The sequence below is a fragment of the Bradyrhizobium sp. 199 genome (assembly GCF_023073355.1).
Lineage (GTDB): Bacteria > Pseudomonadota > Alphaproteobacteria > Rhizobiales > Xanthobacteraceae > Bradyrhizobium.
Genome location: NZ_JADPJI010000008.1, coordinates 883,427 through 906,743, shown reverse-complemented (window position 1 = coordinate 906,743; position 23,317 = coordinate 883,427). Strand labels below are relative to the sequence as shown.

At 65.4% G+C, this 23,317-nt stretch carries 24 protein-coding genes; 15 read left to right on the top strand and 9 right to left on the bottom strand.

Annotated features, from left to right (window positions below; genetic code table 11):
* From IVB28_RS26700 to IVB28_RS26685, 4 genes are all read left to right on the top strand, one after another.
* Nucleotides 1–282: chemotaxis protein CheW (locus IVB28_RS26700; RefSeq protein ID WP_247530137.1), on the top strand; the 282-nt coding region annotated here is incomplete at its 5' end.
* 70 nt (nt 283–352) lie between these two features.
* On the top strand, nt 353–718 hold the full coding sequence (locus tag IVB28_RS26695; RefSeq protein ID WP_007600538.1) for a response regulator: 366 nt from the start codon (nt 353–355) through the stop codon (nt 716–718).
* 75 nt (nt 719–793) lie between these two features.
* Nucleotides 794–1,990 carry a chemotaxis response regulator protein-glutamate methylesterase gene (locus IVB28_RS26690; protein ID WP_247530136.1) on the top strand — a complete coding sequence of 399 codons (1,197 nt, stop codon included), beginning with the start codon at nt 794–796 and terminating at the stop codon, nt 1,988–1,990.
* Nucleotides 1,987–2,859 carry a protein-glutamate O-methyltransferase CheR gene (locus IVB28_RS26685; RefSeq protein ID WP_247530135.1) on the top strand — a complete coding sequence of 291 codons (873 nt, stop codon included), beginning with the start codon at nt 1,987–1,989 and terminating at the stop codon, nt 2,857–2,859. The genes IVB28_RS26690 and IVB28_RS26685 overlap by 4 nt, the downstream gene beginning before the upstream one ends.
* Before the next feature lie 37 nt (nt 2,860–2,896).
* Here the strand turns inward: IVB28_RS26685 and IVB28_RS26680 are convergent, their stop codons facing one another.
* The 4 genes from IVB28_RS26680 to IVB28_RS26665 form a co-directional block, all read right to left on the bottom strand.
* On the bottom strand, nt 2,897–4,057 hold the full coding sequence (locus tag IVB28_RS26680; protein WP_247530134.1) for a glutathionylspermidine synthase family protein: 1,161 nt from the start codon (nt 4,055–4,057) through the stop codon (nt 2,897–2,899).
* Nucleotides 4,058–4,115: 58 nt separating this feature from the next.
* Nucleotides 4,116–4,505 carry a hypothetical protein gene (locus IVB28_RS26675; RefSeq protein ID WP_247530133.1) on the bottom strand — a complete coding sequence of 130 codons (390 nt, stop codon included), beginning with the start codon at nt 4,503–4,505 and terminating at the stop codon, nt 4,116–4,118.
* Nucleotides 4,506–4,507: 2 nt separating this feature from the next.
* Nucleotides 4,508–4,912: a DUF350 domain-containing protein gene (locus IVB28_RS26670; protein WP_247530132.1), complete on the bottom strand. Its 405-nt coding sequence runs from the start codon at nt 4,910–4,912 to the stop codon at nt 4,508–4,510.
* A 169-nt stretch (nt 4,913–5,081) separates the two neighbouring features.
* Nucleotides 5,082–5,783, bottom strand: a complete 702-nt coding sequence (locus IVB28_RS26665; RefSeq protein WP_007600544.1) for a response regulator transcription factor — start codon at nt 5,781–5,783, stop codon at nt 5,082–5,084.
* A gap of 416 nt (nt 5,784–6,199) precedes the next feature.
* Between IVB28_RS26665 and fliI the strand changes: the two genes are divergently transcribed.
* The 5 genes from fliI (at nt 6,200) to IVB28_RS26640 (ending at nt 11,306) form a co-directional block, all read left to right on the top strand.
* On the top strand, nt 6,200–7,525 hold the full coding sequence (gene fliI / locus IVB28_RS26660; RefSeq protein WP_247530131.1) for a flagellar protein export ATPase FliI: 1,326 nt from the start codon (nt 6,200–6,202) through the stop codon (nt 7,523–7,525).
* Nucleotides 7,526–7,646: 121 nt separating this feature from the next.
* A complete protein-coding gene (fliJ, locus tag IVB28_RS26655; protein ID WP_008138882.1) occupies nt 7,647–8,066 on the top strand; it encodes a flagellar export protein FliJ in 420 nt (139 codons plus the stop codon).
* A gap of 309 nt (nt 8,067–8,375) precedes the next feature.
* Nucleotides 8,376–8,921: a sigma-70 family RNA polymerase sigma factor gene (locus IVB28_RS26650; protein ID WP_247530129.1), complete on the top strand. Its 546-nt coding sequence runs from the start codon at nt 8,376–8,378 to the stop codon at nt 8,919–8,921.
* A 206-nt stretch (nt 8,922–9,127) separates the two neighbouring features.
* Entirely contained in the window at nt 9,128–10,171 is a 1,044-nt protein-coding gene (locus tag IVB28_RS26645; RefSeq protein ID WP_247530127.1) for an anti-sigma factor, read from the top strand.
* A 175-nt stretch (nt 10,172–10,346) separates the two neighbouring features.
* Nucleotides 10,347–11,306, top strand: a complete 960-nt coding sequence (locus tag IVB28_RS26640) for an AraC family transcriptional regulator (RefSeq protein WP_247530125.1) — start codon at nt 10,347–10,349, stop codon at nt 11,304–11,306.
* A 57-nt stretch (nt 11,307–11,363) separates the two neighbouring features.
* Here IVB28_RS26640 and IVB28_RS26635 read toward each other — a convergent pair whose 3' ends face one another.
* Nucleotides 11,364–11,768 carry a hypothetical protein gene (locus tag IVB28_RS26635; RefSeq protein ID WP_247530123.1) on the bottom strand — a complete coding sequence of 135 codons (405 nt, stop codon included), beginning with the start codon at nt 11,766–11,768 and terminating at the stop codon, nt 11,364–11,366.
* Between IVB28_RS26635 and IVB28_RS26630 the strand changes: the two genes are divergently transcribed.
* Entirely contained in the window at nt 11,755–11,997 is a 243-nt protein-coding gene (locus IVB28_RS26630; protein ID WP_247530121.1) for an FAD-dependent oxidoreductase, read from the top strand. The two genes, IVB28_RS26635 and IVB28_RS26630, sit on opposite strands and share 14 nt — an antisense overlap.
* 359 nt (nt 11,998–12,356) lie before the next feature.
* Here the strand turns inward: IVB28_RS26630 and IVB28_RS26625 are convergent, their stop codons facing one another.
* Nucleotides 12,357–12,557 (bottom strand): hypothetical protein, encoded by a 201-nt coding sequence (locus IVB28_RS26625; protein ID WP_247530119.1) that lies wholly within the window; start codon nt 12,555–12,557, stop codon nt 12,357–12,359.
* Between the two features lie 293 nt (nt 12,558–12,850).
* On the bottom strand, nt 12,851–14,992 hold the full coding sequence (gene flhA / locus IVB28_RS26620) for a flagellar biosynthesis protein FlhA (protein ID WP_247530116.1): 2,142 nt from the start codon (nt 14,990–14,992) through the stop codon (nt 12,851–12,853).
* Nucleotides 14,993–15,983: 991 nt separating this feature from the next.
* Here flhA and IVB28_RS26615 point away from each other — a divergent pair.
* Nucleotides 15,984–17,171: an MFS transporter gene (locus IVB28_RS26615; RefSeq protein ID WP_247530115.1), complete on the top strand. Its 1,188-nt coding sequence runs from the start codon at nt 15,984–15,986 to the stop codon at nt 17,169–17,171.
* Nucleotides 17,172–17,177: 6 nt separating this feature from the next.
* Here the strand turns inward: IVB28_RS26615 and IVB28_RS26610 are convergent, their stop codons facing one another.
* The gene (locus IVB28_RS26610; protein ID WP_247530114.1) at nt 17,178–17,594 is read right to left on the bottom strand and encodes a cupin domain-containing protein; all 417 of its coding nucleotides are present in this window, start codon (nt 17,592–17,594) and stop codon (nt 17,178–17,180) included.
* Nucleotides 17,595–17,702: 108 nt separating this feature from the next.
* Here IVB28_RS26610 and IVB28_RS26605 point away from each other — a divergent pair, with 108 nt between their 5' ends.
* Nucleotides 17,703–18,593 (top strand): LysR family transcriptional regulator, encoded by an 891-nt coding sequence (locus IVB28_RS26605; RefSeq protein ID WP_247530113.1) that lies wholly within the window; start codon nt 17,703–17,705, stop codon nt 18,591–18,593.
* A gap of 3 nt (nt 18,594–18,596) precedes the next feature.
* On the opposite strand, the gene IVB28_RS26600 is transcribed toward IVB28_RS26605, so the two are convergent.
* The gene (locus IVB28_RS26600; RefSeq protein ID WP_247530112.1) at nt 18,597–19,235 is read right to left on the bottom strand and encodes a TetR/AcrR family transcriptional regulator; all 639 of its coding nucleotides are present in this window, start codon (nt 19,233–19,235) and stop codon (nt 18,597–18,599) included.
* Nucleotides 19,236–19,498: 263 nt separating this feature from the next.
* Here IVB28_RS26600 and IVB28_RS26595 point away from each other — a divergent pair, with 263 nt between their 5' ends.
* From IVB28_RS26595 to IVB28_RS26585, 3 genes are read left to right on the top strand one after another with little or no spacing between them, the layout of a single operon-like run.
* The gene (locus IVB28_RS26595) at nt 19,499–19,996 is read left to right on the top strand and encodes a 2Fe-2S iron-sulfur cluster-binding protein (protein ID WP_247530111.1); all 498 of its coding nucleotides are present in this window, start codon (nt 19,499–19,501) and stop codon (nt 19,994–19,996) included.
* Entirely contained in the window at nt 19,993–21,048 is a 1,056-nt protein-coding gene (locus IVB28_RS26590) for a xanthine dehydrogenase family protein subunit M (RefSeq protein ID WP_247530110.1), read from the top strand. The genes IVB28_RS26595 and IVB28_RS26590 overlap by 4 nt, the downstream gene beginning before the upstream one ends.
* A complete protein-coding gene (locus IVB28_RS26585; protein WP_247530109.1) occupies nt 21,041–23,302 on the top strand; it encodes a xanthine dehydrogenase family protein molybdopterin-binding subunit in 2,262 nt (753 codons plus the stop codon). Before IVB28_RS26590 ends, IVB28_RS26585 begins: the two co-directional genes overlap by 8 nt.
* The last annotated feature ends 15 nt before the right edge of the window (nt 23,303–23,317 follow it).

Sequence of the window (23,317 nt, the reverse complement as noted above, 5' to 3'; positions counted from 1 at the left end):
GTGGTCGACATGCGCGCCCGTCTCGGCCTGCCGCAGCCCGAGGACGGCAAGGTGCCGATGGCGGTCGGCGTCGACCTGCGCGGTGAATCCTACGGCCTGCTGATCGACCAGATCGGCGAGGTGCTGCGCCTGCCCGACGCCGGCATGGAAGAGAACCCCGTCAATCTCGATCCCCGCATGGCCAAGCTCGCCGGCGGCGTCCACCGCCTCGACGGACAGCTCATGGTCGTCCTCGACGTCGATCGCGTCCTCGAACTCGCGCCCGAGCTGATGGCGGCCTGATACGGCGGCCCTCGCCGCCGGACTTGCAATTGGAAGTGCCCCCGCAAAGGGGGAGGAAGCAGAGGTTCACATGCGAACTTGTCTCGTCGTTGATGATTCCAGCGTCATCCGCAAGGTTGCGCGCCGGATCCTGGAGGGTCTCGACTTCCAGATCCTCGAAGCCGAGGACGGTGAGAAGGCGCTGGAAGCCTGCAAGCGCGGCCTGCCCGATGCGGTGCTGCTCGACTGGAACATGCCCGTGATGGACGGCTACGAGTTCCTCGGTCATCTCAGGCGCATGCCCGGCGGCGACCAGCCCAAGGTAGTGTTCTGCACCACCGAGAACGACGTCGCGCATATCGCCCGCGCGCTGCATGCCGGCGCCAATGAGTACATCATGAAGCCTTTCGACAAGGACATCGTGACGGCGAAATTCCAGGAAGTCGGCCTTATCTGAGCGATCGGCCGGATGCCGAACGGATCCTTCGGCGCCTGTTTTCAACTGTGTCCTTTCAGTCTGAGTTGGTGAGTAATGAGTATTGCGTTCGCAGGTAATTCGGCCACGGCGGGCTCGCGCGAAGCGGGACCGCTGCGGGTGATGATCGTCGACGACTCCGTCGTCATCCGCGGTCTGATCTCGCGCTGGATCGGCGCCGAGCACGACATGGAAGTCGCGGCCTCTCTACGCACCGGGCTCGAAGCGGTCAACCAGATCGAACGCATCAATCCTGACGTTGCCGTGCTCGACATCGAAATGCCCGAGCTCGACGGTATCTCGGCGCTGCCGCAGCTGCTGGCGAAGAAGCGCGATCTCGTCATCATCATGGCTTCGACGCTGACCCGCCGTAACGCGGAGATCAGCTTCAAGGCGCTGTCGCTCGGCGCGGCCGATTATATTCCGAAGCCGGAATCGACGCGCGAGGCGTCGGCCGCGGACATCTTTCATCACGATCTGATCCAGAAGATCCGCCATCTCGGCGCGCGGCTGCGCCGCAAGCACGCGGTTGCAAGTCCTCCGCTGGCGCCCGCGAGCCCGGCTCCGGCCCCGCGCGGCCCGATTGCGCGGCCCGCCGCGCCCGTCTCGGCTCCAGCCCTGCACGCACCGTCCTCGGGAGCCTTGGTCACACGCCCGTTCTCGACGCAGGCACCGAAGGTGCTGCTGATCGGCTCCTCGACCGGCGGTCCGCAGGCGCTGATGGCGCTGGTCACCGAGCTCGGCCCGGTCATCGACCGCGTCCCGGTGCTGATCACCCAGCACATGCCGCCGACCTTCACCACCATTCTCGCCGAGCATCTGGCGCGTTCGAGCCGCAAGCCGGCGGCCGAGGCGGTCGACGGCGAGCCGGTGAAGCCGGGACGGATTTATCTCGCGCCGGGCGGCAAACACATGCGCGTCGTACGCAGCGGCGCGGACACCGTGATCGCGCTCGACGACGGCCCCGCCGTCAATTTCTGCAAGCCCGCGGTCGATCCGCTCTTCACCTCCGCCATCGACATCTGGCACGGCAGCATCCTCTCCGTGATCCTGACCGGCATGGGCTCGGACGGCATGCGCGGCGGCAAGGACATCGTTGCCGCCGGCGGCAGCGTCATCGCGCAGGACGAGGCCTCCAGCGTGGTCTGGGGCATGCCGGGCGCGGCTGCCAATGCCGGCATCTGCGCGGCGATCCTGCCGCTCAATCAGATCGGCGCCAAGATCAACCGCCTGTTCGCGGGAGATCGCTCGTGACGCCCACCGACTACGACTATCTGCGCAAGTTCCTGAAGGAGCGCTCCGGCCTCGATCTGTCCCCCGACAAGCAATATCTGGTTGAAAGCCGGCTGCTGCCGCTCGCGCGCAAGGCAAGCCTTCCCGGCATTCCCGATCTCGTGCTGAAGATCAGGAACGGCGACGGCCGGCTCGCGAGCGACGTGGTCGAAGCGATGACCACCAACGAGACCTTCTTCTACCGCGACAAGATCCCGTTCGATCATCTGCGCGAGACGATTCTGCCAGGCCTGATCAAGGCGCGCGCGGCGCGCAAGAGCTTGCGCATCTGGTCGGCGGCGTCCTCGACGGGGCAGGAGCCCTATTCGATCGCGATGTGCGTGAAGGAGATGGGCGCCGTCCTCGCCGGTTGGCGCATCGAGATCGTGGCCACCGACCTGTCGCTGGAGGTGCTCGAGAAATCCAAGGCCGGAATCTACAGCCAGTTCGAGGTGCAGCGCGGCCTGCCTATCCAGCACCTGATGAAGTACTTCACGCAGACTGGCGAAGTTTGGCAGCTCAATGCCGATATTCGCGCGATGGTGCAGTTTCGCCAGCTCAATCTGCTGCAGGACTTCTGCCATCTCGGCACGTTCGACGTGATCTTCTGCCGCAACGTACTGATCTATTTCGACCAGGACACCAAGGCGGTGATCTTCGAGCGGATGGCAAAGGGCCTGGAGGCCGACGGCACGTTGCTGCTCGGCGCTGCCGAATCCGTCGTCGGCATTACCGATGCGTTCCGTCCCATCACTGAGCGCCGTGGTCTGTACCAGCTCAACCCCGCGCGCTCCGGCCGCCCCATGGGCGGTTTGATGCCGCCGTCGTTGAAGATCGCCGCGGCGAGGTGATCCTTCTCCTCGTCATTCCGGCTCGCGACGACGTGCCTCACAAGATCGCATGGGGCAGAAACCGCGAGCGGTTGCCCGTGATCGGGCTCTCGTCCTCGCGGATCGACAATCCGCAGGGTTCGTGGTTCACCAGCCAGCTTCCAATCACCGGATAGAAGCCGGAAAAATTCGGCAGCGGCGCCAGCGCTTGCCGCACGAAACCTTCAGCCCCGTAGGGGCCTGCCTGTTCGTCGAGCGCCATGCCGCCGGACACACTCGTGACATTGGCGCCTTCGCGCGACAGCAGCGGCTTGCGCACATAGGATGTGCCGAGCTCCGGGGAGCGCGGATCGTCCTCGAAGAAGGCCGGCAGCAGATGGGGATGGTTCGGAAACATCTCCCACAGCAGCGGCAAAATGCCTTTGTTGGAAAGCACCGCCTTCCACGGCGGCTCGATCCAGCGCGTCGGCGCGTCCTTCAGCTTGGCGCCGAACGAGTCATGGAACATCCACTCCCAGGGATAGAGTTTGAACGCCAGCGTGATGTCGCCATCATCGAGGTCGACGAAGCAGCCAGGCTCATCGCGCCAGCCGACCTGTTCGATGTCGAGCAGCCTGGTCGAGAGCCCGGCCTGGCGTGCGGTGTCTTCGAGATAAGCCAGCGTGCCGGCGTCTTCCTGATTGCCGGTGCTGCCGGTGAGATGGAGCTGGCGGCCGCCGGCGATCTCCTTCCACGCCGCGATCAGCCGCTCGTGCATGGAGTTGAACTGATCGGCACGCGCGGGGATGACGCGGCGTTCGATCGCCTGTTCTAGCCAGGTCCATTGGAAGACGGCAGCCTCGAACAGCGAGGTCGGCGTATCCGCGTTGTATTCGAGCAGCTTTGCCGGACCTTTGCCGTCATAGCTGAGATCGAGCCGGCCATAGAGGCTGCGGTCGTCGCGCTTCCAGCTCTCGTCGATCAGGCTCCAGAACGCTTCCGGAATCTGCAAGCGACGCAGGAGCCGCTCGTCGCCGATGACGCGGCCGGCAAGCTCCAGGCACATCGCATCGATCTCGCCGGTCGGCGCCTCGATGCCGCGCTCGATCTCCTCGAGCGTGAAGCCGTAATAGGCGCGCTCGTCCCAATAGCGTTCGCCGTCGATGGTGTGGAAGACGAAGCCGCATTGCGCCGCGGTCTCTCGCCAGTCGTCGCGCTCGAGACAATTGATGCGCTGCATGTTATTTCCTGCGCATGCTCTTGCCTGACAACCGGTGGCCACTTTTCCGGATCATGCGCTAGCCGCCGCTCGAAAAGCCATGGCCGAACGAGCCGAAGCCGCCGCGGCTGACGCTGCTGTGGCCGGAATCGGACGACGTTCCAGATGAGGAATGGCTCGAGGAATCGCTGCTGAAGAAGCTCGATCGCGACGACCAGCGCGAGCTGCCGCTGCTCGAGGAGCTGCTCCTGCTGCTGCAGGCGGTGCTCGACAGAGCCGAGGCTTCCGTTCCGGATGGAGGCGGCTCGCAACTCCCCGGCATCATCGTGTAGGCGGTGGTGCCGACCGCGAGCGTGCCCATCACCAGCAGCGCGACATGGCCGGAGCGTTTCATCGGCGATCGCTCAGGAGGTGGCTCGGCCGCCTTCCGGCGCTTGCCGAATTCCTTTTTGGAGGGTTTGTCGGCCATGGTCAGTAAATCATGCAGGCGGCATTCAGGAGGCCCGCGGCGAGCGAGGACAGGCCGAGCCAAATCGCCGGGGCCAGCTCGCCGGCAGAGATCCGCGCCGACAGATTCGGCACCGGGACCTTCACGAGGAAGAACATGATGACCTGCACGACCAGTGCGACCGTCGCCCAGATCATGCAGTCCAATACATTGGCCGAATGTGCGATCGCGCTGACCAGCGGTGCCACGAAGCCGAGCAGGCTCAGCCCGAGCGCGATCGCCGCGGCCGGCTCGTTGTCGCGGATCAGCTGGAACTCGTTGTGCGCCGTGATGCGGGTATAGACAAACAGATACGCGACGATCCCGATCAGCCCGGTGCAGAAATAGACCAGGAAGGCGGGCAGGCCCGCGAGTGATTGCAGGATCATCGTTCCCCCATCGTGCAGCAACCATTCGTCGGCGGGGGAAGGTTAGCGGTTCAACGTCGGGACGACGACGAGGCCGCGTGGCGCGTCCCCAAAAAACAAAACCCCGCCATTTGCGGCGGGGTCCAGGCTGGGAGGAGCAAGCCCGAACGGGGCTTGCGACGTAAACTGATCAGGCGGGAATGCGCTCCTCGACCTCGTGCGGCTCGCGCAGCACGTAGCCGCGGCCCCACACGGTCTCGATGAAGTTGCGTCCCTCGGACGCATTGGCCAGCTTCTTGCGGAGCTTGCAGATGAAGACGTCGATGATCTTCAGCTCGGGCTCGTCCATGCCGCCATAGAGGTGGTTGAGGAACATTTCCTTGGTGAGGGTGGTGCCCTTGCGGAGCGAGAGCAGCTCCAGCATCTGATATTCCTTGCCGGTCAGATGCACGCGCTGGCCGCCGACTTCCACCGTCTTGGTGTCGAGGTTGACGACGAGGTCGCCGGTCTGGATGACCGACTGGGCATGGCCCTTGGAGCGGCGCACGATCGCGTGGATGCGGGCGACCAGCTCGTCCTTGTGGAAGGGCTTGGTCATGTAGTCGTCGGCGCCGACGCCGAGACCCTTGACCTTGTCCTCGATGCCGGCGAGGCCGGAGAGGATCAGGATCGGTGTCTTGATCTTGGAAACCCGAAGCTGCTTGAGCACGTCGTAGCCGGACATGTCGGGCAGGTTGAGGTCGAGAAGGATAATGTCGTAATCGTATAATTTACCGAGATCGACGCCTTCTTCCCCCAAATCGGTCGTGTAGACGTTGAAGCTCTCAGACTTCAACATCAGCTCGATCGACTGCGCGACGGCGCTGTCATCTTCAATCAGCAAAACGCGCATGCCAGTTCCCCATAGTCGCCGCTCCTGGGCGTCAGGTCGGCCGCATTCGCGGCACTCAACAAAACGCCTTTGAACAACTGATTCGGATCCTGACAACAGATGGTTAACAAATCCTGATTCTGGAACGCAAGTCCCCCCGGTGCAATTTTTGTCGAATCGCCCTAAGGTCTTGCGTGTGAAGCAGCTTTCGTCACCCAGCTCCGTTCAAGTTCCACTTTAAGAGACGGGCCTAACCGACTCCCGCGACTCAGCCTTCTTCTGAAGGGGAGTCACGCTCAGTCACAAAGACAGTGACGCAATGATTAATGATGCGGGTAAACACGGAGTTAAGCTCCGTTCAGAAATATGGCGAAACTTAAGGTTTTCACTGTGAAGTCCCGGATCTCCAAGGCGCCCCCCTTAACGAAGGCCCCCCAATGAAGGCTTTGGCCGAACAGATCGGCGACATCGACGGCGTCAATATTTACGGCCGCGTGGTCGGCGTGCGCGGTCTGATGGTCGAGGTGGCCGGACCCATTCACGCGATGTCGGTCGGCGCGCGGCTCGTGATCGAGACCGGCGCCAACCGCAGCATTCCTTGCGAGGTGATCGGCTTCTCCGGCAACAATGCTGTCGTGATGCCGTTCGCCGGCCTCGACGGCGTGCGCCGCGGTTGCAAGGCCGTCATCGCCAATGCCGCCAATCAAGTGCGGCCGTCAGCGGCCTGGCTCGGCCGCGTCGTCAACGCGCTGGGCGAGCCGATCGACGGCAAGGGGCCGTTGCCGCAAGGTTCATCGCCGATGCCGTTCCGCAATACGCCGCCGCCGGCGCATTCGCGCAAGCGCGTCGGCGCTCCGCTCGATCTCGGCGTGCGCGCGATGAACACGTTTCTCACCTGCTGCCGCGGCCAGCGCATGGGCATCTTCGCAGGCTCCGGCGTCGGCAAATCGGTTTTGCTCTCGATGCTGGCGCGCAACGTCGATGCCGCGGTCAGCGTCATCGGGCTGATCGGCGAACGCGGCCGCGAAGTGCAGGAATTCTTGCAGGACGATCTCGGCGAGGAGGGCCTGGCGCGTTCGGTCGTGGTGGTCGCAACTTCCGACGAGCCGGCGCTGATGCGCCGCCAGGCCGCGTATCTGACGCTCGCGGTCGCCGAATATTTTCGGGACGAGGACAAGGACGTGCTCTGCCTGATGGACTCGGTGACGCGCTTTGCAATGGCCCAGCGCGAGATCGGCCTTTCCGCCGGCGAGCCGCCGACGGCCAAGGGCTACACGCCGACCGTATTCACCGAGCTGCCGAAACTGTTGGAGCGAGCCGGACCGGGCCTCGGCGAGGGCGCCATCACCGCGATCTTCACGGTGCTGGTCGACGGCGACGACCATAACGAGCCGATCGCCGATGCCGTCCGCGGCATTCTGGACGGCCACATCGTGATGCAGCGCTCGATCGCCGAGCGCGGCCGCTATCCCGCGATCAACATCCTCAAATCCGTCTCCCGCACCATGCCGAAATCGGCCGATCCGCAATTCTGGCCCGTCATCCAGAAGGCGCGGGCGGTGATGGCGACCTATGCCGACATGGAGGAATTGATCCGTCTTGGCGCCTACCGGGCCGGCTCCAGCCCCGAAGTCGACGAGGCGATCCGGCTGCACGAGCCGCTGGAGACCTTCCTGCGCCAGCGCAAGGATGAAAATGCATCGCTGGCGGACGGCTACCGCCAGTTGGCGCTAATCCTCGGTAATTTGGAAACGGAACGCTAACTTTGTCCCGTCATCATCCCATCCCACAGAGTAGCAGAGCCGGTCTGGGCCCCCATCGGGCCCGTGGGGTGACCGGTATCGTCCCACGTGCAGCGGGGGGACTTCTGGGGAGTACGAGTCGATGAAGTCACGAGATACCCTCATTCGCCTGAAGAAGTTTCAGGTCGACGAGAAGCGCCGCCGGGTCACCCAGATCGAGACCATGATCGCCGACTTCCAGCGGATGTCGACCGATCTTGAGCGCGAGATCACGACCGAGCAGGAGCGTGCCGGGATCAACGATCCCTCGCACTTTGCCTATCCGACCTATGCCAAGGCCGCGATCCAGCGCCGCGAGAACCTGACCCGCTCGGCCGACGAGCTCAAGGGCCAACTCGACGAAGCCAAGGCCGCGCTGGCCGAGGCCTTCGAGGAGCTGAAGAAGGTCGAGCTCCTCGACGAGCGCGACCAGGCCCGCGAGCGCGCCGAGGAAAACGCCCGCGAGCAGGCCGACCTCGACAGCATCGGCCTGATGCGCGCCCGCATCGGCGCCGTCGCCTAACGGCGCCAGCAACCCGACCGCCGAGGAATCCGCTAAGCCCGGACCGCAAGGTCCGGGTTTTTCGTATGTGCTGTCCACAGCGTGGCCTTGGTGGTCGGCTTTGCCACGCGCTATGGTGGAGGGGATGAATGCTGTGCCAGCAACCGCGGTGCCCACCTCTCCCTTGGAAGAGGTCGGCGCGGAGCGCCGGGTGAGGGGTGACGGTCCCCCTTTAGCCCTGCGCCCCCTCACCCGATTTGCTGCGCAAATCGACCTTTCCCCGTTGGGGAGAGGTGAAGGGAAGCGGCACGCCGCGTGTCGGGGGGCTGAATGCTGACGCCAGCAGAGCTGGTCGGGTTGATTGAGGCGGTGGCAAAGGGCGATCAGGCCGCGTTCGAGCGCCTCTACGCCGCCACGCGGGCGAAACTCTTTGGAGTCGTGCTCCGTATCTTGCGCCGACAGGATCTCGCAGAGGAGGTCATTCAGGAGACCTACGTCAAGATCTGGAACAGCGCCGGCCGGTTCGATCCGGCCCTATCGTCGCCGATCACGTGGATGGCCTCGATTGCGCGCAACCGTGCGATCGACATCGTGCGCAAAAAGTCGGAGGTCTCCATCGAGGAAGAGCCTCAGGCGCTGGAGGTGGCGGCCGACAGCCCCGACCCGCTGGCGCGACGGGAGATGACCGAGGAGTTGAAGCGGTTGCTGGAATGCATCGGCCGGCTCGAGCCGGACCGTCAGCGGCTCGTGCTTCTCGCCTATTACAACGGCTGGAGCCGCGAGCAATTGGCTGAGAAATTCGCCGCTCCCGTCAACACGGTGAAGACGTGGCTCCGGCGCAGCATGTTGGATATCCGGGAATGCCTCGGACTTTAGAGGATGATGAGAGTGTACAAGCTGGCGCAGCGTTCTCACTTCACCTCTCCCGCAGGGAGAGGTCGGATTGCATTGCAAGATGCAATCCGGGTGAGGGGTTACGCTCTCTCATGGGACCTGAGCCCCTCGCCCAATTTGCGCGGGACGACGCTTCGCATCGCCCGGTGCAAATCGACCTCTCCCTTCGGGAGAGGTGAAGGAAAGTGATGGCTTACACGGAGGACCATATCGCGCTCGCCGCGGAATATGCGCTCGGTACGCTCGATGCTGACGAGCGCGCGCAGGTCGAGACCATGATGGCGGTGGACGAGGCGTTCGCCGCGGTCGTGCAGGCCTGGGCCTTCCGGCTCGGCGCGCTCAACCAGATGGTCGGCTCGGTCGAGCCGCGTCCGATCGTGTGGGAGAACATCAGGTCCGAGATCGCGCGCACGGCGCTTGCGCAGCAACTGCCTGGTCTTTCCGACGTCGCGCCGCCGCCAATCCCGCCGATCGAGACCGCGCCGCCAGAAGCGCCGTCGCAGCGGACACCGCAGCCGCAGCCTCCCGAAGCAGGGCAGCCCGAGCCGACGCGCTCTGGATCCGATGCGATTCCCGATTTCGCGCCGGTCTTCATGCCGCAGGTCCACGCACCCGATCCCGAGGTCGTCCGGACATCGCAAGGACCAATCGTCGACGACAGCAATGTGATCCAACTCGAGGCACGCGTGAAGCGCTGGCGCTCGATCGCATCCGCCGTCGGCGCGCTTGCGGCCGCGCTGCTCGTCACGCTGTCGTTTCAGATCTTCCTGCCCGATGCGCTGCCGGGGGTCTTGCGTCCCGCACCGCGGATCCAGACGGTGGAGGTGAAGACGCCGGCCACCCCGCTCGCCGCTTCGGCGCAATATGTCGCGCTATTGCAGGGCCAGGGTGGCGGCCCCGCCTTCATCCTCACCATCGATGGCGCGACGCGGAATTTCACCGTGCGCAAGGTCGGCGCGACGCCAGAGCCCGGCAAGAGTTTCGAGCTCTGGCTGATCTCGGACAAGCTGCCGCGCCCGCGTTCGCTCGGCGTGATCGGCTCCGGCGATTTCACTGCGCGTCCGCTGCTCGCCTCCTATGATGCCGAGGTCGTCAACGGCGCGACCTACGCCATCACCGTCGAACAGGCCGGCGGCTCCCCGAACGGCCAGCCGACCTCGTCCCCCGTGTTTACCGGCAAGCTGATCGAGACCGTGCCGCCGTCCCAGCCGCAGGCGCCCGCGAAGAAGTAGTGCCTCCAGTGGCGGGCTTGATCCTGTCGCCACGGTCCGTCCCGCCGTCGCATCCCGACAAGTCCGGCCGAATCCGCTCCCCATTTGAACCTCCCGGCGTTTCGCGGCGTCAAATGCCCGGAATTTGAAGTTGCGGCGCTGCCGACCGTGCCGCCGGAGAGGGCGAAAAAATCAAATGGATGCAGTGAAGCCTCCCGGCATCTTTGTTCACCAATACGCGGGACTGCCGCAGGGCCCGGCGTTCGAACAATGGCGCGAGCGGGCCTTCGGCGCCTGCGGCTTCGATATCGGGCCGAGCCATGGCGAGAGCATCGATTGCCGGCTCCAGATCAGCGTGGTCGACAACATCGCGCTCGCCATTCCCGAAGGCGCATCCGCGCAATATTCCCGCACCCAAAGCCATCTCGCCGACGGCAGCGACGACCTCGTCCTGATCGCCGCGCATGCTGGCCTTGTCCGCGTCGGGCAGAACGGCCACGCCGTGGAGCTTGCGCCCGCCCAAATGGTGCTCGTCGACATGAGTATCACGGGCAGCGTCGGCCACACTGACGAAAACCGCTTCACCTCCATCCGCATGCCGCGCCGCGCGCTGCTCGACATCAGTCCGCGCGCCGAGGACAAGCTGTCGCAAGTGCTCGTCGACGGCGCGGTCGCCGAGACGATCTTCCGCTACCATGCGCTCGCCGCCAATCACGCGCCGCATCTCGACGCGGTAGGCCAGCGCCTGACGGCGCAGCATATGGTCGATCTCGTCGGCCTTCTGCTCGGCACCGATGCCGAGCATGCAAGTGTGGCACGCGGACGGGGGCATGCGGCGGCGCGCCTCGATCTCATGCGTGCCGACGTAATGGCCGCGCTCGGCCGCAACGACCTCTGCCTGTCCGAGGTCGCGGCGCGCTCGGGCTTGAGCCCACGCCAGGCGCAGCGCCTGTTCGAGCAGGCCGGCACGACCTTCACCGAATTCGTGCTGGAGCAGCGCCTGCTGCAGGCGCGCAAGCTGCTTGGCGATCCCCGCGCCAGGACGCGCAAGATTAGCGACATCGCGCATTCCTCGGGCTTTTCCGATCTGTCCTATTTCAACCGCGCGTTCCGCAAGCGCTTCGGCACGACGCCGTCGGAGCTGCGCCAAGCCTAAGCTCGCGACTTCGTGCAGCGGCGCGGCGCCGGCCAGTTGGTCGATCCGGCGGTTTAGCTATATTGCCGGCGCGGGCAGACCGCGGGATTGCTCTGGAAAGTAGAGTAGGCGGACATGGCGCTTATCGTCGTGCTCGGCGCCGGTTTTGCAGCCCTGTGGGCGGCCATCGGCGCTGCGCGCAAGCGCGATGAGATCGGCGCTCACGACGACATCGAGATCCGTCCCGTCGGCCGCAATCCCTATCACAACATCCGCGTGCGCCACTACGAAGCCGATCTTGACGAGGTCGCGCTGCCGCTGCCGCAACTGCTCGATCCGATCGGTGTCGGCCACGGTCTCGGCGAGGTCGAGGCCATCGACCCGGCAGAGCGAAAAATCTCGCTGGCGCGAGCGGCGGCGAGGAGACGCTGCACCATGATGTCTCGTGCTGGCGCTCGGCAGCGAGGTGATGCGTCCCGCCATTCCCGGTCTTGCCGAGCACGGCTTCGACGTCGACACCTATGCTGCGGCGCTCCGCCTCGAAGATCATCTCGTCTCGCTCGGACGCCGCGTGCCGGCGCCGGGGCGTTCGACGGTGGTGGTGGTCGGCGCCGGCATCACCGGCATCGAGGTCGCGGCCGAAATGCCGGCAAGGCTGCTCGATCTCGGCGGCTGCGGCGCGCTCTATACCGAGGCTGGGATCGCGAGGTGAGGACGACAGGCGCGGCCGCGCAAGCGACCAAGGAAACAATCAACCGCAAGCGCATCTATCCACCGCCAACCGGGAGCAGGGAAGAACTGTTCGCTGCCGCCGATCGTGCAGTCGCCGCCGAGCTATGGGGCGCGGTAATCTCGCGCTGCTTCCCTACCAGCCCTGGCTGCCCGGAGGGCGAAGCAGGCCAGCCCTAGGTCAACGCCCGCAGCGAAGATGTACCCCAGACATGAGAAAGCGCCCGTGGGGGGCGGGCGCTTTCTGTAGTCGACTTGGGGTTGGGGTCGTCTACATATCCACGTGGCGACTTTGGGGGGCTGATAAAGAGCCGCGTGAATTCAAAAAACTCTCAGATCTCCTTAGCGAACGAGGGACACGTTCGAGCTGGTGATAACGACCGGCTTGCCGGCCTTGATGACGCGGGCCGTCTGGGTCAGACCTTCGTCCGAACCCGTGCGTGCCGTGATGCCGAAGCCTGCCACCGCGATTCCCGCGACGAGGGCGACGACCACAACTTTCAGATGGGTCGAGCGATCTGCGCTGTAGATCGAGTGGTTCATGGAAGCCTCCTGCCGCCACCTACCCGAAGTAGTCGCCAGCCGTTTCAGGCAGGTTCATGCTTCCGGTGCCCAACAACCTAGTATTGGGGAGATTCGTTCCCAAGAGGCCATCACAAGAGCGTGACACGACGTGAAAGAGCGCGATCAAAAGTCACGTCTGATCGCGCATTTTTGGCAATTATTTCAAAGCTGTAATGTGGCTGTCAGGCGCCTTTTCGTCGGCTGTCCACAAGGCGTAAAAAGCTCAAAAACCATTTGCCTGTGGCTGAAAAACACACTGCTTCTTAAGGCAATCAGACGCTTCCGACCGTTTTGAGCCTCGCCCTGGGGTGAATTTCAGCCTGCGACAGCACGGTCGTCTGGGCCCGGAACCGCTCCACCAGGGAACGCACGAAGGGGCGGATTGCCGCGGAGGTGACCAGCACCGGCGCTTCGCCTTCTCGCGCCGCGCGCTCGAATGCCTCGCGCACGCTGGTCATGAACTCCGACAGTTTCGAGGGCTGCATCGCAAGGCTGCGCTCCTCGCCCTGGCCGATGATGGATTCGGCAAAAGCCTGCTCCCACCGCGCCGACAGCGCGATCAGCGGCAGATAGCCCGCGTACGAGGTGTTCTGCGCGCAGATCTGGCGCGCGAGGCGAGCGCGGACGTGCTCGACCATGGTCGCGGGATTGCGCGAGAAGGCCAGCGAATCCGCGATGCCTTCGAGGATGGTGGAGAGGTCGCGGATCGAGATGCGCTCGGCCAGCAGCAGCTGCAGCACGCGCTGGATGCCGGACACCGTGACCTGTCCGGGGACGATGTCCTTGACCAGCTCGCCCTGCTCCTTCGGCAGCTCCTTGAGCAGCTTCTGCACCTCGCCATAGGAGAGCAGGTCCGACATGTTGGCCTTGAGCAACTCGGTGAGATGGGTGGAGAGCACGGTCGCGGCGTCGACGACGGTGTAGCCCTTGAGCGAGGCCTCTTCCTTGAGGCTGGCGTCGACCCAGGTCGCGGGCAGGCCGAAGGTCGGCTCGGTGGTGTGGATGCCGGGCACCTGCACCTGGCTGCCGCCGGGATCCATGACCATGAACTGGTTCGGCCAGATCTTGCCGGTGCCGGCGTCGACCTCCTTGATCTTGATGATGTAGGTGTTGGCCTCGAGCTGGACGTTGTCGAGGATGCGCACCGCCGGCATCACGAAACCCATCTCGATCGCGAGTGAGCGGCGCAGCGCCTTGATCTGCTCGGTGAGACGGTCGGTGCCGTCGGGGCCGTTGACGAGCGGCAGCAGCGCATAGCCGAGCTCGATCTTGAGGTCGTCGATCTTGAGCGCGGCCGAGATCGGCTCTTCGGCCGCAGCGGCTCCGGGTGCACCGGGCTGACCTGCCGCGGGCGCGGCCTTGGCGGCTTCCTCGGCCCTGGCGGTGACCCGGTTGCGGTTGCGGGCGTTCCAGGCGAGCGCGCCGGCGCCGGCGCCGAGCGCCAGGAAGGGAATGGTTGGAATGCCCGGCAGCGCTGCCAGCACCAGCATCACCGCCGAGGACATCGCGAGCGCCTGCGGATAGCCGGAGAACTGCTTCATCAGCGCCTTGTCGGCGGCGCCGGAGACGCCGGCCTTGGAGACGAGCAGGCCGGCCGCGGTCGAGACGATCAGCGCCGGCACCTGGGTGACGAGACCGTCACCGACCGTCAGCAGCGTGTAGCTGCGGCCGGCATCTGCAAAGGACATGCCCTGCTGCGCCACGCCGATGATCATGCCGCCGACGACGTTGATGAAGACGATCAAGAGACCTGCAACGGCATCGCCGCGGACGAATTTGGAGGCACCGTCCATGGCGCCGAAGAACCCGCTCTCGTCCTCCAGCTCCTTGCGCCGCTCCTTGGCGACCTTCTCGTCGATCAGTCCGGCGGACAGATCGGCGTCGATCGCCATCTGCTTGCCGGGCATCGCGTCGAGGTGGAAGCGGGCGGCGACTTCGGCGATGCGCCCCGAACCCTTGGTGATGACGACGAAATTGACGATGATCAGGATGGCGAAGACGATGATGCCGATGACGAAATTGCCGCCCATCACGAAGTTGCCGAAGGCTTCGATGACGTGCCCGGCAGCAGCCGTGCCCTCGTGGCCGTGCGACAGGATCAGGCGGGTCGAGGCCATGTTGAGCGACAGCCGCAGCATGGTCGAGATCAGGAGGACGGTCGGGAAGGCCGAAAATTCCAAAGGCGTCTGGATGAACAGCGAGGTCATCAGAATCAGGATCGAGAGCGTGATCGAGATCGCCAGGAACAGGTCCAGCACGATCGCGGGCAGCGGCAGGATCAGCACCACCAGGATGGTGAGGATGCCCAGCGCCAGCGCGATATCGCCGCGCTTGAGGATGGTGACAATCTCGTTGAGGGAGGGGATGCCGGGCCTTGCGGCGCCTACGCCCTGTCCCGCGGTGACGTCGACCATGGTAGCTGCCTCCCCGCGCGACTGCCGTCCACGCGCCCCAAACGTCTGCGCGGCGGCCGAAGGGCCGCCGTTCCGAAAGTGAGGCACCGCACTGGCGTCCACGGGGGCTCCCGTTCTACGCGGCTGACGACACTCGACTCCACTCGGCAATTCTTGCCGGGTGTATGGTTAGCAAAGGGTTAATAAAGGGTGCGGCAGGAGGTCAGACCGGGCTATTTCGGGGCCGGCGGCCGAACGCGTGTGGCAAGCGCCAGATAGCCGGCGCGCGCGATCTTGGCCGCGGGATCGGCAAGGATTAGCGCCGGCGACTTGTGTCGGTGCCGGCACGCAGCCGGACAACGCCAGCGCGCCCCGCGGCGGCCAATTGAATCGAAATGTGGTCCCGGCACCGTGGGTGCAGCGGCGGACTTCGTCCCCGGAAAGCGTAAGCATGATTCATCCCCGATCTGTCTGGAGACGACAGGTTCGCGCGCACAGATGCGCGCTCGGCCTGACGTCGCAGGGGCGGCGCTGCGCTTTGTGGCCTGGCCACGATCTCGGGCGCGCAGGCGGAAACCGGCTGAAGCGCTTTTGTGACGCTGGCCCCCTCGGTTGCCAGCGCGCTCACACAGATCATCGCACAGCAGGTCCTGGGGTGCCCTTGCCATCGTGACGATGCGGCGCGGGCGCCTCCTGGGCGGCGAGCTGGCGATGCGCCCGTGTCCCCGCGTCGTCATGCGAGAAGTCGCCGTGCGTATGGCTCGTCTGCCTCTGATGATGCGTCGGCACGATGTTGGCGAGCAGGACGTGCTACGCCTTGCGCACGCTGATTTGCAATTGATGGCAATATACGCGTTCGCCAAGAGCTTTACCGCAGTGCACCGCGCATGCCCAATATCGCGCCACGATGCTTGACCGCGAGGCGATCCGCGAACATGTTCCGCGCGTGCACGCACCCAATCATCCAGGACAAAGCCCTGATTCGTTCAGCCCTGATTCCCGTCAGGCCTGGATGCGGCTGCTCATTGCGCTTGTGATCGGCTCGATCGGCGCCGTCGGCATGTGGGCGGTCGTGGTCGTGATTCCCGTGGTGCAGACCGAATTCGGTGCCACACGTGGAGCAGTGTCGCTCGCCTTCACGCTGATGATGTTCGGTTTCGGGCTGGGCGGCGTGATCGCCGGCAAGATCACCGATCGGTTCGGCATCGTGGCGGCGATGGCGATCAGCATCGCCTTCCTCGGCGTCGCCAACGTCCTCGCGGGGCTGTCGAGCCAGCTCTGGCAGTTCGTGGCGGCCTATTTCCTGATCGGGCTCGGCACGTCCGCGACCTTCGCGCCGCTGATGGCGGAAGCTTCGCACTGGTTCGAGCGCTATCGCGGACTTGCCGTGACGATCGTCGCGAGCGGCAATTACGTCGCCGGCACGATGTGGCCGCCGATCGTGAGTTGGGGCACGCAGGAAATCGGCTGGCGCTACACCCATGTCGGCATCGGCGTCGTCTGCGCCAGCACGATGGCGCTTCTGGTCCTCGTCCTGCGCGCGCAGATGGGTGACGACAAGGTCCGCAATCACGCCAATGCACCGCCGCCCCAGGTCGATCTCAAGCTCTCGACCAACGCGCTGACCGTGCTGCTCTCGATCGCGAGTATCTCCTGCTGCGTCGCCATGGCGATGCCGCAGGTGCATATCGTCGCCTATTGCGGCGATCTCGGCTACGGCGTGGCGCGCGGCGCCGAGATGCTCTCTTTGATGATGGCCTGCGGCATCATCAGCCGCATTGGCTCGGGCTTCCTCGCCGACAAGATCGGCGGCATCCGCACGCTGCTGGTGGGATCGCTGGCGCAGGGCTTTGCGCTGGTGTTCTACCTGTTCTTCGACAGCCTCGCCTCGCTCTATCTGATCTCCGCGATGTTCGGCCTGTTCCAGGGCGGCATCGTGCCGAGCTATGCCATCATCGTGCGCGAGGCGATGCCGGCGAGCGAGGCCGCAACCCGCGTCGGCATCGTGATCTTCGCCTCGGTGTTCGGCATGTCCTTCGGCGGCTGGGTGTCGGGCGTGATCTTCGATGCCACCGGCTCATATGCCGCGGCGTTCGCCAACGGCGTGGCGTGGAACGCGCTCAATATCGCCATCGTCGTGACCCTGCTGATCCGCTCGCGGATGAATGCGGTGAAGGGGCGGCCGGAGCTCGCGACCTAGGCCGCCTCAATGCGAAATCGGATCGAGAAACGGCGTATCGACCGCGCTGAGATAGAAGATGACGACCTTGGTCTCTCCCTCGGTCCGGTTGTAGCCGGTCATGGACACGCCGGGTGGCTCAACTAGCGCCTCGCCGGCCTTGACTGTGAGGGGCGGCTTGCCGGCCAGCTCCAGGGTGAAGGCGCCTTCGAGCACGTACACCGTCACCGGGTAACGGTGGGTGTGATGGACGGTCTTGTCGCCCGGCTTGAATGACGCGGTCATCACCCGGACCGATTGCTTGTCGTCCTTCGGCAGCCCCTCAACCACTTGCTGCAGCACCAGATTCGGTTTGGCGAAGCCGGGCGCATCGTGGTTCTGAGCGATGGCTGCGGCAGTCCAGCCCAGTACGACTGCCGTGCTGAGGGCGAGGTGAGGGCGCATCTTCGGTCTCCATTGCAAGCCGCGGATGTGCACCAGCCTAGGAGCGCTCGTTCGGGCCGGCGAGCCGCAACATTGCGGCGGGCGGCTCCAGAAGTGCATAATCGCGTCATGTTCGATTGGAACGATCTGAAATACTTCCTGGCGGTCGCGCGCCACGGCAGCACCATTGCTGCCGGCAAGGCGCTCGGTCTCAGCCAGTCGACTGTGCATCGCCGCCTCGATGAGCTCGAGCGGCGGCTCGGCCGGACGCTGGTGGCGCGTCAGCAAAGCGGTTACCGCCTGACCGAATTTGGCCACGCAATGTTGCCGTATGCCGAGCGCATCGAGGCCAGCATCGGGGACTTCACGCGGCGGGCCGGCGATGTCGAGCAGGACATGAAGGGCGTGATCCGAGTCACCTGCCCGGAGCCGATCGTCGCCAGGCTGATCCAGTCCGGCTTGGTCGAGGATTTTCACGCGCAGCATCCCTCGCTGCGCGTCGAGTTCGTGATGAGCGACCGCTATCTCGACCTGTCCAAGGGCGAGGTCGACGTCGCCTTCCGCTCCGGTGACACCGATGATGAGCTCGTCGGGCGCAAGATCGCCGAGTCGATCTGGGCCGTGTACGCCTGCGGCGACTATATCGAACGGCACGGCAAGCCGGAGCGCGTCGAGGATCTCGCGCGGCATCTGCTGGTCGGCCTCGACGAATCGCTGGCCAACCACCGCGCCGTCAGATGGTTGAAAGAGGTCGCGCCGGATGCCCGGATGTCAGCGCGCATCAACAGCGTGCTCGGCCTCGTCTCTGCGATCAAGTCAGGAGTCGGTATCGGGCCCCTTCCGATCGCGCTTGGCGACGCTGAGCCCGACCTCGTTCGCGTGCTCGGCCCCATCCCGGAATTGACGCGGAGCTGGCGTATCCTGACACACCCCGATCTCAGGCGCGTACCGCGGATTGCGGCGTTCTTCGACTTCATCGTGCTCCGGCGCGAGGCGCTGAAGCGTATCCTGACAGGATGATCCCTACCGTTTCCGCTTCTCGGGGGGCGTCGTCCGCTTGGCCGCGCGCGCCTTGGCCTTGGCGGCGGGCTGCACGCGGAGTCCATCCACGAACACGTCCAGCATGCGCAGCACCGAGGATTGCCAGCCGGGCTGATCGTGCATGTAGCACATGCCGATCAGGGCCCTGAGCAGATCCTCCGGACTCATATCGCCCCGCATTTGGCCGGCCTCAGCCGCGCGCCCGAGCAACGAGCCGATCGCCTTGGTCAGCCGGTCCATCGAAAAGGCGGCGAGCTCGGACGAACTCTGATAGGTCAGCGCCAGCGCGGCGGACATGCCCTTTTTCGTGGCGACGAATTCGACGGCGGAGCGCAGCCAGCGGCGCAGCGCGTCGACCGGGTCCTTGGCGCTTCGCAGATGCTCGGCAAGCTCGCTGAGCTGCTCGACCTCGCGCCGGTACACCGCCTCGAACAGATCCTCGCGCGTGGGGAAGTGCCGATAGAGCGTGCCGATGCCGACCCCGGCGCGCTTGGCCACGGCCTCCAGACTCGCCTCAGGGCCCCCCGCGTTGAACACGGCCTTCGCCGCTTCGAGCACACGCTCGCGATTGCGCACGGCGTCCGCGCGGGGTTTTCGGGTCTGGTCGGTATGGTCGTCCATATCAGGCAATGTAGATCACGAATTGGTCAGATTGAACCCTCGTTGCACCCTTGTTGAACCCTTGGCTGGCTGCATCGCGTGTGGCGCACGGGCTTTTGAGAAATTCCAAATATTTTCCGGCGGCCCTTGTTAAACGGAGGGTGCCTCCGTATCTTGGGCCAAGTGCAAGCCGGGACTGTGTACCCGGCGGGCGCGGATCGACCGCGGCCACGGCGGTGGCGCGCTGCGCGATCACTCATGTCCATATCTGATCGGAGCCTTGTATGAACCACTCCATCAGCCTCACCGTGAACGGTGCGCGGCGCGACTTCGTCCTCGACGATCCGCGCGTCACGCTGCTCGATCTCCTGCGTGAGCGCCTTCACCTCACCGGAACCAAGAAGGGATGCGACCGCGGCCAGTGCGGCGCCTGCACCATTCTGGTCGACGGCAAGCGCATCAACTCCTGCCTCGCACTCGCCGTCAGCCATGACGGCGCCGACATCCTCACCATCGAAGGCGTTGCGCGCGGCGACCAGCTTCATCCCGTGCAGGCCGCCTTCATTGCCCATGACGGCTTCCAGTGCGGCTTCTGCACGCCCGGGCAGATCATGAGCGCCATCGGCATGATGAGCGAGGCGCAGGCCGGCAGGGATCCCGAACGCATCCGAGAATGCATGAGCGGCAATCTGTGCCGTTGCGGCGCCTATGCCGGCATCGTCGATGCCGTGCTCGAGGCGCAAGGACACGCTGACGAAACCAACCAGAGGCGCTCCGCATGAAGCCGTTCGATTATGTCAGGCCCGCCACGGTCACCGAGGCCATCGCCGCCGCGGCCCAGCCCGGCGCGGTCTATCTCGCCGCCGGCACCAATCTGCTTGATCTGATGAAGGGCAATATCAGCCGTCCGGATCGTCTCGTCGACGTCACCCATCTCGGAGGGCTCGACGGCATCGAGCGCCTCGCCGATGGTGGCTTGCGCATCGGCGCGCTCGTCCGCAATGCCGATCTCGCACATGACGCGGATTTCGCGAGGTCCTATCCGGCCGTCGCCGAAGCACTGCTCTCCGGTGCATCCGCGCAGTTGCGCAACGCCGCGACTGTCGGCGGCAATCTCCTGCAGCGGACGCGCTGTGCGTATTTCTACGACACCGCCAGCCGCTGCAACAAGCGCGATGCCGGCAGCGGCTGCGACGCCCGCCACGGCGAGAATCGCAGCCACGCCGTGCTCGGCTGGAGCGAACACTGCATCGCCACGCATCCGTCCGATTTCTGCGTGCCGCTGGTTGCGCTCGATGCCGTCGTCGAGATCGAGGGCAGGAACGGCCGGCGCGAGATCGCGCTCGAGGCGTTGCATCGCCTGCCGGGCGATGCGCCCGAGCGCGAGTCCGCGCTTGAGCCCGGCGATCTCATCGTCGCGGTGCGCCTGCCGCCGGTGGCAAGCGGCTTCGCCGCGCATGCGCGCTACCTCAAGGTCCGTGAGCGCACCTCCTACGCCTTCGCAATGGTGTCTGCCGCCGCTGCGTTGCGGATCGAGAGCGGCAAGATCATTGAAGCGCGGCTCGCGCTTGGCGGTGTCGCTGCAAAACCCTGGCGCGCCCGCGGCGCGGAGGATGTTCTCAGGGGCGTCGCGCCCACGGCCGACGCTTTCCAGGAAGCCGGCTGGCGCGCGCTCACCGACGCAAAGCCATCCGGCGACAACGCCTTCAAGATCGAGCTCGCGCGCCGCATCGTCGTGCGCGCGCTGGCCCTCGCCGCCGCCGGCACGCCCGCGCGCCTGCCGGCGCTGCCGGCCTCTCCCTTTGCCTCGACCACCGGAGCCATCCATGCCTGAGCTCAACCTCACCAGCGCACCCGCTCATCTTCGGCACGGCTCGAATATCGGCCAGCCGTTGACCCGCCGCGACGGCGTCCTCAAGGTCACGGGGCAGGCCACCTATGCCGCCGACAATCATCCGCCCGGGATGCTGTTTGCGGTGATGGCCGTCGCCGGCATCTCGCGCGGCCGCGTGGTCTCGCTCGATGTCGCCGCCGCAAAGCGCCATCGCGGCGTTGTCGATGTCATGACGCCCGACCACAAGCCGCCGCTCGCGATCGACCCCGAGATCAAGACCAGTCCGTTCGTGTTCCGGATGGAGGTGTTGCAGAGCCATGAGGTCCGCTACGCCAATCAGCCGATCGCCGTCGTGATCGCCGAGACGCTCGAAGCCGCGACGGAAGGCGCCGTGTTGCTGGCGCCGCGCTATGAGTCGCTGCCGGCGTTGGTCGGTCTCGATGCCGGCGAGAGCTTCGTGCCGCCCGCCGTCGGCGTCGGCAATCCCACCGAAAATCACCGCGGCGATGTCGAGGCCGGCCTTGCTTCGGCCGAGAAGCAGATCGACGCGGTCTACGAGACGCCGCCGCAATATCATAATGCGATGGAGCCGCATGCGATCGTGGCTCATTGGGACGGCGACAAATTGTCGGTCGACATGCCGACCCAGGGCCTGAGGCTGTCGCTGGCGCGCATCGCCGAGCTGTTCGGCATCGCCCACGACAAGATCCACATCCGCAGTCCTTTTCTCGGCGGCGGCTTTGGTTCGAAGGGATTTTTGGCGGGACCGCAAACTCTCGGCATCATGGCCGCCAAGCTCGTCGGCAGGCCGGTCAAACTCGTGCTGCGCCGCGAGCAGATGTATGGGCCGGTCGGCCATCGTGCGCCGACGCGCCAACGGCTGCGCATTGGCGCCGACGGAGAAGGACGCCTGACCGCGCTCGATCATCACGCCAGGACCGTGTCGAGCACGTTCGACGATTTCTACGAGCCCGCAGCGGACGCCTCGCACACGCTCTATGCGGCGCCGGCGATCCGCACCTCGCATGATGCCGTGCGTGTCAACACCGGAACGCCACTGTTCATGCGGGCGCCCGGCGAGGCGACCGGCTCGATTGCGCTGGAGAGCGCGATCGACGAGATGGCCTGGGCCTGCGGCATGGATCCGCTTGCCTTCCGCCTGAAGAACTATGCCGAGCGCGAGCCGATCAGCGGCAAGCCGTTCTCTTCAAAAGCGCTGCGCGCCTGCTACGAACAGGGCGCGGCGCGCTTTGGCTGGGCGAAGCGTTCGCTGCAGCCGCGGCAGATGCGCGACGATGCCGGCCTTCTGGTCGGCTGGGGCATGGGCACGGCGACCTTCCCGGCGCTGATGTTCCAGGCCGAGGCGCGCGCGGCGATCCGCCGCGACGGTTCAGGCGTGATGGAAATCGGCGCGCACGACATGGGTCAGGGCGCCTGGACGGCGCTGGCCCAGATCGCGGCCGATGCCGTCGGGCTCGATATCGACCGGGTCACGTTCAAGTCCGGTACGTCCGATTTGCCCGATGCCGGTATCGCCGGCGGCTCCGCGCACACGGCAACCGCGGGCGCTGCGATCCACAGCGCCGGCGCGGCCGTGATCGCAAAGCTCGCTGATCTCGCAACCAATGACGGGCGCTCGCCGCTGTTCGGCGCCGGCAATGCCGGCGTGATCGCGCGCGATGGCAGGTTGATCCGGCGCGACGACGAGAGCCGCAGCGAGAGCTACGCCGAGATCCTCGCGCGGGCCGGCGTCGCCGAGGTCGAGGCACGGGGCACCGGCGTGCCGAATCCCGCGGCCATGGAGGAATACGCCATGCATGCCCATGGCGCCGTGTTTGCGGAGGTAAAGGTCGATCCCGAACTCGGCCAGATCCGGGTCAGCCGCATGGTCGGCGCCTTCGCGGCGGGGCGCATCGTCAACCCGCGCATGGTGCAGAGCCAGCTGTTCGGCGGCATGATCTGGGGCCTGTCCTTTGCGCTGCACGAGGAGGCGATCACTGACCGACGCACCGGCCGGATCATGAATGCCAATCTCGGCGAGTACCACGTCCCCGTGAATGCCGACGTGCCGCCGCTCGACGTCGTCACGGTCGAGGAGCACGATCCGCACGTCAATGCGCTGGGCATCAAGGGCGTCGGCGAGATCGGCATCACAGGAAGTGCCGGCGCGGTCGCCAATGCGGTCTGGCACGCGACCGGCGTCCGTGTGCGTCGTTTCCCGATCAAGATCGATGATCTGTTGACGCAGCCTTGAAGGCTTTCGGCCTGC

Bases quoted from the DNA above. Each gene is read 5' to 3' on its own strand.
- IVB28_RS26695 (WP_007600538.1), top strand. From the start codon at position 353: ATGCGAACTTGTCTCGTCGTTGATGATTCCAGCGTCATCCGCAAGGTT.
- IVB28_RS26690 (WP_247530136.1), top strand. From the start codon at position 794: ATGAGTATTGCGTTCGCAGGTAATTCGGCCACGGCGGGCTCGCGCGAA.
- IVB28_RS26680 (WP_247530134.1), bottom strand. From the start codon at position 4,057: ATGCAGCGCATCAATTGTCTCGAGCGCGACGACTGGCGAGAGACCGCG.
- IVB28_RS26675 (WP_247530133.1), bottom strand. From the start codon at position 4,505: ATGGCCGACAAACCCTCCAAAAAGGAATTCGGCAAGCGCCGGAAGGCG.
- IVB28_RS26670 (WP_247530132.1), bottom strand. From the start codon at position 4,912: ATGATCCTGCAATCACTCGCGGGCCTGCCCGCCTTCCTGGTCTATTTC.
- IVB28_RS26665 (WP_007600544.1), bottom strand. From the start codon at position 5,783: ATGCGCGTTTTGCTGATTGAAGATGACAGCGCCGTCGCGCAGTCGATC.
- fliI (WP_247530131.1), top strand. From the start codon at position 6,200: ATGAAGGCTTTGGCCGAACAGATCGGCGACATCGACGGCGTCAATATT.
- fliJ (WP_008138882.1), top strand. From the start codon at position 7,647: ATGAAGTCACGAGATACCCTCATTCGCCTGAAGAAGTTTCAGGTCGAC.
- IVB28_RS26650 (WP_247530129.1), top strand. From the start codon at position 8,376: ATGCTGACGCCAGCAGAGCTGGTCGGGTTGATTGAGGCGGTGGCAAAG.
- IVB28_RS26645 (WP_247530127.1), top strand. From the start codon at position 9,128: ATGGCTTACACGGAGGACCATATCGCGCTCGCCGCGGAATATGCGCTC.
- IVB28_RS26640 (WP_247530125.1), top strand. From the start codon at position 10,347: ATGGATGCAGTGAAGCCTCCCGGCATCTTTGTTCACCAATACGCGGGA.
- IVB28_RS26630 (WP_247530121.1), top strand. From the start codon at position 11,755: ATGCGTCCCGCCATTCCCGGTCTTGCCGAGCACGGCTTCGACGTCGAC.
- IVB28_RS26635 (WP_247530123.1), bottom strand. From the start codon at position 11,768: ATGGCGGGACGCATCACCTCGCTGCCGAGCGCCAGCACGAGACATCAT.
- IVB28_RS26625 (WP_247530119.1), bottom strand. From the start codon at position 12,557: ATGAACCACTCGATCTACAGCGCAGATCGCTCGACCCATCTGAAAGTT.
- flhA (WP_247530116.1), bottom strand. From the start codon at position 14,992: ATGGTCGACGTCACCGCGGGACAGGGCGTAGGCGCCGCAAGGCCCGGC.
- IVB28_RS26615 (WP_247530115.1), top strand. From the start codon at position 15,984: ATGCGGCTGCTCATTGCGCTTGTGATCGGCTCGATCGGCGCCGTCGGC.
- IVB28_RS26610 (WP_247530114.1), bottom strand. From the start codon at position 17,594: ATGCGCCCTCACCTCGCCCTCAGCACGGCAGTCGTACTGGGCTGGACT.
- IVB28_RS26605 (WP_247530113.1), top strand. From the start codon at position 17,703: ATGTTCGATTGGAACGATCTGAAATACTTCCTGGCGGTCGCGCGCCAC.
- IVB28_RS26600 (WP_247530112.1), bottom strand. From the start codon at position 19,235: ATGGACGACCATACCGACCAGACCCGAAAACCCCGCGCGGACGCCGTG.
- IVB28_RS26595 (WP_247530111.1), top strand. From the start codon at position 19,499: ATGAACCACTCCATCAGCCTCACCGTGAACGGTGCGCGGCGCGACTTC.
- IVB28_RS26590 (WP_247530110.1), top strand. From the start codon at position 19,993: ATGAAGCCGTTCGATTATGTCAGGCCCGCCACGGTCACCGAGGCCATC.
- IVB28_RS26585 (WP_247530109.1), top strand. From the start codon at position 21,041: ATGCCTGAGCTCAACCTCACCAGCGCACCCGCTCATCTTCGGCACGGC.